Raw genomic sequence first — 10,273 nt, 5'->3', positions numbered from 1 at the left:
TGCAGGGGATCGATGACGTTGCCTTTCGACTTCGACATCTTGGCGCCCTTCTCGTCGCGAACCAGGGCGTGGATATAGACCGTCGGGAACGGCGCTTCCTTCATGAAATGAAGCCCCATCATCATCATCCGGGCGACCCAGAAGAAGATGATGTCGAAGCCGGTGACGAGGACGTCGGTCGGGTAATAGCGCTTGACGTCGGTGTCGTCGTCGGGCCAGCCCAGCGTCGAGAACGGCCACAGCGCCGAGGAAAACCAGGTGTCGAGCACGTCTTCATCCCGCGTGATGAAGCCGGCGCGCTTGGCCGGATCGAGCGCCATCTGGCGGCCCTGCTCCGGCGTGATGACTTCCTGCTCGGCATAATAGCCAAGCGCGTTGCCAACCGCCTCCTCTTCGGTTTCGGCGACGAACACCTTGCCGTCCGGCCCGTACCATGCCGGAATCTGATGGCCCCACCACAGCTGGCGGGAGATGCACCAGGGCTGGATGTTCTCCATCCACTCGAAATAGGTTTTTTCCCAGTTCTTCGGCACAAACGCCGTCGCGCCGCTGCGCACCGCGGCGATCGCCGGCTGCGCCATGGTGTGGGCATCGACGTACCATTGGTCGGTCAGATAAGGCTCGATCACGACGCCGGAGCGGTCGCCATGCGGCACCATATGCGTGTTGGGCTCGATCCGCTCCACAAAGCCGAAATCCTCAAGCCGCGCCACGATCTGCTTGCGCGCGGCGAAACGCTCGATGCCGTTCAACTCCTCCGCCAGCTGCGCCGCGCCTTCCGGCAATCCGCGCAGGTAATCTTCATTGCCGGCGAGCGCGAGACCGCCCTCCTGATCCAGCACGCTGATCTGCGGCAGGTTGTGCCGCTTGCCGACCTCGAAATCGTTGAAGTCATGCGCCGGCGTCACCTTGACCGCGCCCGAGCCTTTTTCCGGATCGGAATACTCGTCGGCTACGATGGGGATTCTTCGTCCGACCAGCGGCAGGATCACATGCTTGCCGACCAGATGCGTGTAACGCTCATCGTCCGGATTGACCGCGACCGCGGTATCGCCGAGCATCGTCTCCGGCCGCGTGGTGGCGACGACGATGAAGCTTGCGGGATCGTCGGGACTGAACGTCTTGCCTTCCAGCGGATAGCGCAAATACCACAGGCTGCCTTTGACCTCGACCTGCTGCACCTCGAGATCGGAAATCGCCGTCAGCAGCGCCGGATCCCAATTCACCAGCCGCTTGTCCTTGTAGATCAGCCCCTGGCGATGCAGTTCGACGAATACTTTGACGACCGCGCGCGACAGGCCTTCGTCCATGGTGAAGCGTTCGCGCGACCAGTCGCAGGACGCCCCCAGCCGCTTCAGCTGATTGACGATGATGCCGCCGCTTTCGGCCTTCCACTGCCAGACCCGCTCGAGAAATTTAGCCCGCCCGATATCGCGCCGGCCCGGCTCCTGCCGCTCCATCAATTGCCGCTCGACCACCATCTGGGTCGCGATCCCGGCGTGATCGGTACCGGGCTGCCACAGCACGTCGCGCCCGCGCATCCGCTCAAACCGACAGAGAATGTCCTGCAAGGTGTTGTTGAGGGCGTGCCCCATATGCAGCGAACCCGTCACATTCGGCGGCGGGATCACGATGGTGAAGGGCTTGGCATCGCGCCGCTCCGGCCGCCCGGCCTTGAACGCGCCAGAATCCTCCCAGAGGCGGGACATGCGGCCTTCGATATCGGCGGGCTGGTAGTTTTTCTCGATCATGATGATGCAATCGGGGCTGTTGAGAGGGCTAGAAAGCCGCCGGCGCACGCCAAGTCAACCCGGCAAGTCAACCCGGCAGGTCAGGCCGAAAGCCGAGATAGAGCCCGATGGGGTGGCTGAATCAGGGCGGTCAGCGGCCGCGCGAAACCCGTTCGATTTCCGCCTTGACGATGCGCTCCACCAGCCCAGGCAAATTATCGTCCAGCCAGGACTTCAACATCGGCCGCAGCATCTCCTTGACGAGATCCTCCAGCGTCCGCGCGTTGTTGCTCAGCACGGTATGGGCAAGGCTATTGAAGGCGGATTCAACCGCGGACACCGTCGAGTGCGACAGAATCTGCTGGGGCGGAGCTGCGGGGCTGTCAAACGACGGTTGCTCGAACGCCGGCGGCCGGTACGCAGCCCTAGCCGCGGCTTCGGTAAATTCGAGATCATCCGCCGGTTCGATCTTGTGGAACGAAGGCGGCTCGGGGGGCGCCACCGCCATCTCGTCGGTGAGTTCGAACACCTCAGGGTCAGGCGCGGGCGCCCGTATCTCTTCGGGGGTGGTCGCTTCATCGAGACCGTTCAGCAAGGCATCGATGTCGTCCTGGCTGTTGCTCACAGCCGGCGCGGGTGCCGGGGCTACCGGAGGCGGTGCGGGTGCGACCGGAGGCGGCGCCGTCTTCGCTGCGGCAGCTTGCGCGGCAGGAATAGCTGACGGCGGAATGTCGTTCATCGCGGGCGCCTTCGGCGCTGGTGCCGGCGCGGCAGCCTTTTCCGGCTTGGCCGGCGGCGCGGGGCTCGACGGCTTCTCGGCAGTCGCGGGCTTGGCTTCGTCGTCGGCAATGATACGCCGGATCGACGCCAGAATCTCCTCCATCGAGGGCTCTTGGACCTTTGCAGGCTGCGTCATCTCCGAATCCACCTCATCAACGCCCTCGTATGCGTTTTACACCAAGCCAGACAGGATTTGCCGGTTCCGGATATGCGGGCTGGGATTTTCATCGCACAAGCCCGACTTGTCCCCAGATCAAACGCCGCCCGAAGCATTGTGCGGAATTTCGCCCCTGCCCAGGGCACCGAAGCGTCGCGGCTCAAGGTGCGAATCGCTCCGCTGCCTCTAGGAAAGGTACGTCATGGCAACAAATGATTGCAAGCAACGCCATGGCGCGGCGTCCGCCGCGCAAACGCCTTTTGGCGTTTGTCGCGAGGGAAAACCGGTTCTCGCATTTCCCTTGGGGCAAACGCGAAGCGTTTGCCCGGAGATCATGCTCCGAACGCGGACGACGTCAGGCGATCAGCGGCCGTCGGGCGTACGCACACCAAACCAGCTGTCGCGCACCTGCTGATAGTGCACGCTCGGGTCATAGACGCTGGTGGAAAGATTGAGCACCTGGGGCGACAACCGTCCCACGGCGTTCAGGACCGCGTATGACGCGACCACGCGATCATGCTGTGCCGTCACCAGTGCGACGCGGGCGTTGACCAGCGCCTGCTGGGCGTTGAGCACGTCGAGCGTGGTTCGCTGTCCGGCCTTAGCCTCTTCGCGCACGCCGTTGAGCGCGATCTCGGACGCCGTCACCTGCGATTGCGCCGACGCCACCTGCGCCCTGCCCGCCACCAATTGTCCCCATGCCGTCACCGTGTTGGCGCGGGTCTGGTCGCGGGTTTGTTCGAGCACGAGACGCTGCTGCGCCAGCGTTTCCTTGGATTGGCGGATCAGCGAATATTCAGCACCGCCCTGGTAGACCGGGACCGAAAGCTGCGCGATCGCCGAGGCACCAAAGGTCCGGAAGGTCGTCAGTTGCTGTTCGTAGGCTTGCTGCACACCGGCTACCAGCGACACCGTGGGCAACAGTGCACCCTCGTTCACCTTGACCTGCAGGAAGTTGACGTCGATGCCGAACATCGCCGCTGTCACACTCGGATTCTGGACCAGGCTGAGATCGACCGCGCCGGGCAGCGTTCCTGGCAAAAAGCGATCCACCGGCGAGCCCGGCGCGAGCGCTTCGGGTTCGTTGCCGATGATGCGGCGGAAATTCGATCGTGTCGTCGTCAGATTCGATTCGGCGGTCAGCTGCTGGGTCTTGCCGGCGGCAAGCTGCGCCTCCGATTGGGCGACGTCGGTGCGCGTCACTTCGCCGACATTGAAGCGATCGCGGGTCTGCTTCAGCGTCTGTTCGAGCACGCGGGTATTGCTCTTCTGAACTTCGACGATGGCGGCATCGCGCAGATAGTCCATGTAGATGGTCGCGGCCGACAGCAGCACCGTCTGTTCGAGCACGCGCAGCGCTTCGCGGGCGCCAGAGACCTGGCTCTCCGCCGCACGTGTCTTGTTGGCGGTCTGGCTGCCGTTATAGAGCGTCTGCGTGACCGTGACGCCGGCGGAGCGCGGCGGGTTGGTGCCGTGGTATTCGGTCCTGACGATCTCGGTCGCAGACCCGCCGACGGTGGAATTGGTATCGGTATATTGGTAACCGGCGCTGGCCGTGACAGCGACCTTCGGGCGATAGCCCGACAATGCCTGGGGCACGTTTTCGTCGGTGGATCTGACGCTGGCGCGCTGCGCGTTGAGCTGGGGGTTATTCTGATAGGCGCGCACCAGCGCAGCCTCAATTGTATCGGCCAAGACCGGCATCGGTCCCATAGACGCTAATAGAAGGACCGCAGCCGCAGCTCCGGTAACGACCTTCACCCCATTCATCCCCGATAATCCATTCATCCATTAGGCCGATTCAAGCGCGCTCGAACCGGGTAATCGCGTCATTCCAAGCCAGCATCCCGCCGCACCTTATTCCGCGCGCAAGCGGTAAGGAACCCCCGGAGGAGCAACGCGGTGGGAAACTCTCAACATGGGGCATCCGGGCCACACTTTTGATTTCGAACGGAATTTAGTGGCTGGTGGACGCTAGAAAACGAACGCCGCAGGCCGCTCAAGCCCCGGCAAAACCGGCACCGCGGCATCGAAAAGCGCTCGATTCCCGAAATCGTGATGGGAGCGCGTCACAATGGTGGCTCGCTGCGGCTGGGTCAGGGCAAAGACCCCGACCAGCCGGCCGCCGTCCTTGAGCTGCCGGTAAAGCCCCTCCGGCACGATTTCGGTCGCGCCGTTGAGCACGATCACATCATAGGGAGCGTCGGCCGAATCACCCTCGGCCGCCGCGGCGCATCGGACCGTGACATTGCCAAGCCCGAGCCCGGCGAAAGCGTCCTTTGCCTTCGCCGCCAGCGACGGGTCGCTTTCGGTCGCAGCCACCCGCGCCGCCAGTTTTGCAACCAGTGCCGCCGAATAGCCGGACGCACAACCAGCGACCAGCACATTGTCGGTGTCCTTGATCTCGGCAGCCTGCAACATTTTCGCCGTCACCACGGGCTTGATCAGGAAGCGCTTCGCAGCGCCGCCTTCGCTGACATCGAGATCGAGATCGAGATAGGCCAGCGCACGTTGATTCTGGGGCACAAATGCTTCGCGCGGCACCGCCAGCATCGCGTCGATAATCCTGATATCGGTGACATCGCTGGGACGCACCTGACCATCGACCATTTTCTGGCGCGCGGTCGAAAAACCGGACATTGGGGACCCCAGTGGAGAGCGGAAGTTGCCGCAGGATGGAACGAGAACAGCGACATCTTTGATACAAGGCTCGTCAAAACGCAACACAACGATGGCGCCAGCCGAAGCCTGCGATCCAGCCTGATCTTCGCGGCATCACTGATTTGGAATACGACCTATTCGATCGTCACGGCGAGGCGCCCGATCAGTCTCGCCACCTCGTCCAGATGCCCGGAATCCTGTTGTTCGAGGGCTTTGGCGAGCCGAACGAGGCATTCGTCATCGCTCAAAGCGGGGCTGTCGCTCGGCACGATCGACGGAACGGGCCTGATGATAACGGTCTGGCTGTCTGACATCTATTCACCTCTCGCAAAACCCGGGGCCCCCCCAAACTCATCGGCAAATTGGTCTTTTTGACGCTCGGTTCGTGAAGCATGGGCGTGATCGGATCACGATTTGCGGATCACGGAGGCGCCATCAACCTTTGCGATGCCAACGGGATATCAAGGGTTTCCAGCCCATCCAGAGGCCGCCGCGGGGCCAGCCCATTTCGTCCTTTGCAAGGCCCGGAGGCTTTGTTATACGCAGCCGCGTGCGAACCCCTCGGGGTCGCCTCTTCCTCGGTAGCTCAGCGGTAGAGCATTCGACTGTTAATCGAATGGTCGCTGGTTCGAATCCAGCCCGGGGAGCCATTTGGCTGTTCTCATCCGTTCTTTCTTGTTCGGAGCAGTTCAACAGCCCCCCAACCTATTGTAAGCTTAGAGCCCGACCAGCGAACTTGGCGGAAATGTGAACATTTCTTGGCGAAGTTTTGTATTGCACGCTATGAAACGGAGAGATCGTCGATCGGGGTAACCCAATGGCTCGCGCTAAGTGCCTGAATTGCGCAACAGAGACGGATTCCGAAGCGGCCTTCTGTCCGGCTTGCGGCACGCCCCTCGCGGTCCCGAGAGGGCCATCGGCTGCAGCACTGCGCCGTGCCGAGCGGCGGCCGATAACCGTTTTGTTTTGCGATATCGTCGGCTCGGTTTCGCTCGCCAATACGCTGGATCCCGAGGACATGATGCACGTCCTCGAGGTGTTTCGAAATTCCTGCGACGACATCATCGGGCGTAATAACGGCTACATCGCCAGATACCTGGGCGACGGCGTGCTCGCCTATTTCGGATACCCAAGCGCCGACGAGGAAGACGCTTCGCACGCGGTTCGGGCTGCTCTTGCGCTGCAAGGCGCGATGGCAGGCTTGCCGTTACCGAACGGAATCGCCTGTCAGGTGAGAATCGGCGTCGCCACCGGCCTCGTGGTGATCGGCGACATCGTCAGCCGCGGCGAATTCCGGGAGGTCGATGTCGTCGGGGAGACGCCGAACCTCGCCGCGCGGCTGCAGAGCGCGGCGCCGGCGGGAGGCGTCATCGTCGCCGAGACGACGCAGCGGATCACCGCGGGGTTGTTCACCTATCGACCGCTGGGGCCATTGACGCTGAAGGGGTTCGACGCTCCGGTGCAGGCCTTTGAGGCGCTTGATGCGACAGAGTCCGGCAGCCGTTCCCGAGCCAGGGCCGAAAACACGCGAACGCCCATCTTCGGCAGGGATCGTGAGCTGCAGATTCTCGTCGATTGCTGGTCGAAGGTTCGCGCCGGCGAGGGTCAGGTCGTCCTGATTCAGGGAGAGGCCGGCATCGGCAAATCCCATCTCGTCGAAGCCCTGCGGAACCATGTCGCCGATGCTCCGCACGTGCAATCCACCTGGAACTGCGGACCCAATACCACCGATTCCGCACTTTATCCGGTCGCCGAACAGCTTGCGCGAGCGGCTGGCTTCGAACGTGGCGAATCTGTCGACGGACGACGCGCCAAACTGACACGACTGATGGCGCGCTTTGGACTGACGGCGCCGCTCAGCACGGCTGCGATTGCTGACTTCCTCGGCCTTCCGCCGGCGCCTTCGTCGCCGCTCGAGGGCTTGACCCCGGATAAGCTCAAGGCGGTGACGCTCGACTCGCTGCTCGCCAGTCTGGATGGATGGGCGGGCGATGAGACCGCGCTGTTGGCGTTCGAGGATCTGCACTGGAGCGATTCGACGACGCTCGAGCTGGTCGATCGCGTCGCAGCGAAGGCCAAGGGTCGCCCCTGGATGATCCTGGCGACCGCCCGGCCCGAGTTCTCGAACCGCTGGACCGAAATTGCCGATCTCCTGCATATCGAATTAACGCGCCTCGACCGTGGCGCGGCCGCACGCATCTGCGCGCATTTTGACGCGGCTGCGGCGCTTCCGCCGGAAGCCTCGCGGCAGATCGTCGCCCGCTGCGACGGCATTCCGCTGTTCGTCGAGGAGATGACAAAGTCGGTTCTCGAAGGCATGGCAGCGGCGCCGGCGCGTCAAGGCGATGCGAAGGTCTTTATTCCGGCCACGTTGCACGATTCGCTGGTGGCGCGGCTCGATCGTCTGGGCGCGGCGCGGCAGATCGCCAACGTCGGCGCGACGATTGGCCGTCGCTTCAGCTACGACCTTTTGGCCGAGGTCATGAATGCGCCGGAAGCCGAACTGAGACAGGGGTTGCTGGAGCTGACCCGGTCTGGCCTGGTCGAAAGTCTTGGCCTGCCGCCGCACAGCGAATACCTGTTCAAGCATGCGCTCATTCGCGACGCCGCCTATGACTCGGTCCTGAAGCGCGAGCGCGAGGCGCTGCATCGGCAGATCGCGACCGTATTGCGCGAACGCTTTTCGGAGTTGCAGGAAGAGCAGCCCGAGCTGCTGGCGCATCATTTGAGCCAGAGCGGTGCCGCGCTCGAGGCGATCCCGCTCTGGGTGGCGGCCGGGCAACGCGCGGCGTCCCGAGCCGCCCATGTGGAGGCGGTCGGGCATTTGGAGACGGCGGTGGAATTGCTGCGGCGTCAACCTCCCGGCGCCGAGCGCGCCGTGGCCGAACTGCCGCTGCTACTGGGACTGGCTGTGAGCCTTTCGGCCTCGCACGGCTACGCGTCACCGAAAGTCGGTCGGGCGCTCGCGGAAGCGCGCGTGATCTGTGACGCCATGGGTAACGTCCCGGAGCTGTTCGCGGTGCTCAGGAACGCCTGCAGCTTCTACATCGTCGCGGTCGAGATGGGCCCCGCCTCGGAGACCGCGCGCCTATGCCTGGAGATGGCGAGCAAGACGGATCTGCCGGAACAACGGATCGAAAGCCAATACGCGCAGGGGTACCTGCTGTACATGCGCGGCGAGCTTGCGGAGGCGCGGACGTATCTCGAGAACGCCGGCGAGATCTACCGGCAGCATAATGGCGCGAAGCTTGTGTTCCCCAGCCCGCAGGATCCTCTGGTCGGAAGCCTCTGCGCCCTCATGCAGGTCATCAATGCGCTGGGCGACGAGGCGGGCGCCGATCGGGTCGAGGGAGAGTTGGAAGCCCATGTGCAGCGACTGGGGCGCGCCTACGATCACGCCTATAGCCTCTGCTTTCAAGCGCGCCTCGCCAGCGCGCGACGCAACTACACCCGGCTGGGCGCGCTCGCCGACGAGGCCCTGACGGTCTGCAACGAACGATCCTATCCTCTCTACGGCGCGATCGCCTCGTTCTACAAAGGCATCACGATCGGGCATCTCGATGAGGCGGACGCCGGCCTGCACATCGCCATGTCGGGTTTCGATGATTTGGACCGGCTCGGATGCAAGCTGGGGCGACCGGAGCGGCTCCATGACATCGGGCTCGTGCGGATGGCGATGGGCGATTTAGGCGACGCCTTGTCTGTCATCGACGTCGCTATCGCCGAAACGATTTCTACCGGCGAAACCTTCTATCTTCCCATGCTTTATCGGACGCGGGCGGAAATCCTCGACCGCGCCGAGCGGCTCACGCCAGCCAAAGAGTCGGAGGCGGACCGCCGGTTCTGAAGTTAACCCGGTTCATACCAGCGGAACCGCCGTTCCGGACGTGTAGTCGCAGCTTGACCAGAACCCGTATTTGGTCGTCAGCGTCACCTTGCCGTCCTTGGGCGTGCCGAGCCCGAGTTCGGTGACAAAAGGCAGGCTATCGAAAACCCCGAGTTCGAGCGTCCAGTCGCCCTCAAGGAGTTGCCAGTCACGTAGCGTCGTCAGGGTGAGCGGTCCCTCGAGCAGGGTTTGATAAACGGCGGTGTCCGAGCCGTCGGCTGAGAGGAATTGCTTGAGATACCAGACCGGGACCGGGATATTCAGACCGAACAGAAATTCCGGCTTGTACAGGCCTTCGGCGATTGGTTTCAAAAGTGCCGGGCTTGCGGCCCCACTGAGCCGAGCAAAGACCTCGGCGGGCGATGCCGAAGTATTTTTAAGTGACGTGGCAACGAAATTGGTTCCGGTTAGTGACAGGAACTGCTGCTGACTTGCAATGGCGGTCGGCGCAAACGTCTTGATGAGCATCGCCGAGGCGACGAACGGCCCAGCCGATGGCGAGGTCGCGGGCCCGGTGATGTTCGAGAAATATTTGGGATACCCCATGATCTCGCGGCCTACCGTCACGGCCAAACCACTATCGACAAACAGATAGGCGGGGACCCATGCGATATTTGTGGGGAAGAATGGGTCCCCGTCGAAGCTGCCAACAAGCAGCCAAAAGCCGACGTCGATCTCGGGCGTGCCGCCCTGTTCGGAAAAAGGCGGAGTCGTTGCGACGAGGGCCGCATTCTTCACGTAGGCCAGGAACACCATGTCCAACAGGACGCGAAATTGCTGCCGCCCCGCGATCACATTGTAGGTCTTGTCCAGATAGGCTTGACAGGCTGCGTGATCGGCGGGGAATCCGAAACTATAGACATCGGCACCGTTGGCGTTGAAGGGCGGCTGAGGAAGGGTTATCCAGCCACTGTAATTGATGTATTTCTGTGACAATTGGTTCTCCTTCATCCCCAGAGCCGTAATCGGCCTGGATCAGGGTTGGGTGATATCTCAGGCGAGGCCGGCTTGACCCGGCACGATCGGTCCATAAAGCGTATTCGCATAGGAGATCGGGAT

Annotated in this window: 7 protein-coding genes and 1 tRNA gene; 2 read left to right on the top strand and 6 right to left on the bottom strand. The window is 62.8% G+C overall.

Annotated features, from left to right (window positions below):
• The 5 genes from ABR948_RS23995 to ABR948_RS23975 all read right to left on the bottom strand — a co-directional run.
• Positions 1-1,751: valine--tRNA ligase (locus ABR948_RS23995; protein ID WP_428122885.1), on the bottom strand; the 1,751-nt coding region annotated here is incomplete at its 3' end.
• A gap of 130 nt (positions 1,752-1,881) precedes the next feature.
• The gene (locus tag ABR948_RS23990; protein ID WP_428122884.1) at positions 1,882-2,646 is read right to left on the bottom strand and encodes a PopZ family protein; all 765 of its coding nucleotides are present in this window, start codon (positions 2,644-2,646) and stop codon (positions 1,882-1,884) included.
• Between the two features lie 384 nt (positions 2,647-3,030).
• On the bottom strand, positions 3,031-4,437 hold the full coding sequence (locus ABR948_RS23985; protein WP_428122882.1) for a TolC family outer membrane protein: 1,407 nt from the start codon (positions 4,435-4,437) through the stop codon (positions 3,031-3,033).
• A 204-nt stretch (positions 4,438-4,641) separates the two neighbouring features.
• Positions 4,642-5,307, bottom strand: a complete 666-nt coding sequence (locus tag ABR948_RS23980) for a protein-L-isoaspartate O-methyltransferase family protein (RefSeq protein ID WP_428122881.1) — start codon at positions 5,305-5,307, stop codon at positions 4,642-4,644.
• Positions 5,308-5,462: 155 nt separating this feature from the next.
• The gene (locus ABR948_RS23975; RefSeq protein ID WP_428122880.1) at positions 5,463-5,642 is read right to left on the bottom strand and encodes a hypothetical protein; all 180 of its coding nucleotides are present in this window, start codon (positions 5,640-5,642) and stop codon (positions 5,463-5,465) included.
• A 261-nt stretch (positions 5,643-5,903) separates the two neighbouring features.
• On the opposite strand from ABR948_RS23975, the gene ABR948_RS23970 reads away from it, so the two are divergent.
• Positions 5,904-5,978, top strand: a tRNA-Asn gene (locus tag ABR948_RS23970).
• A 167-nt stretch (positions 5,979-6,145) separates the two neighbouring features.
• Positions 6,146-9,175, top strand: coding sequence for an adenylate/guanylate cyclase domain-containing protein (locus ABR948_RS23965; RefSeq protein ID WP_428122879.1), 3,030 nt, complete (start codon positions 6,146-6,148; stop codon positions 9,173-9,175).
• Positions 9,176-9,187: 12 nt separating this feature from the next.
• Here ABR948_RS23965 and ABR948_RS23960 read toward each other — a convergent pair whose 3' ends face one another.
• Positions 9,188-10,150, bottom strand: coding sequence for a hypothetical protein (locus tag ABR948_RS23960; protein ID WP_428122878.1), 963 nt, complete (start codon positions 10,148-10,150; stop codon positions 9,188-9,190).
• Positions 10,151-10,273: the final 123 nt, after the last annotated feature.

This window comes from Bradyrhizobium sp. (genome assembly GCF_050014615.1).
GTDB lineage: Bacteria > Pseudomonadota > Alphaproteobacteria > Rhizobiales > Xanthobacteraceae > Bradyrhizobium.
Note: the sequence above shows the minus strand (reverse complement) of the source record. Positions and strands in the feature narration are given on the sequence as shown.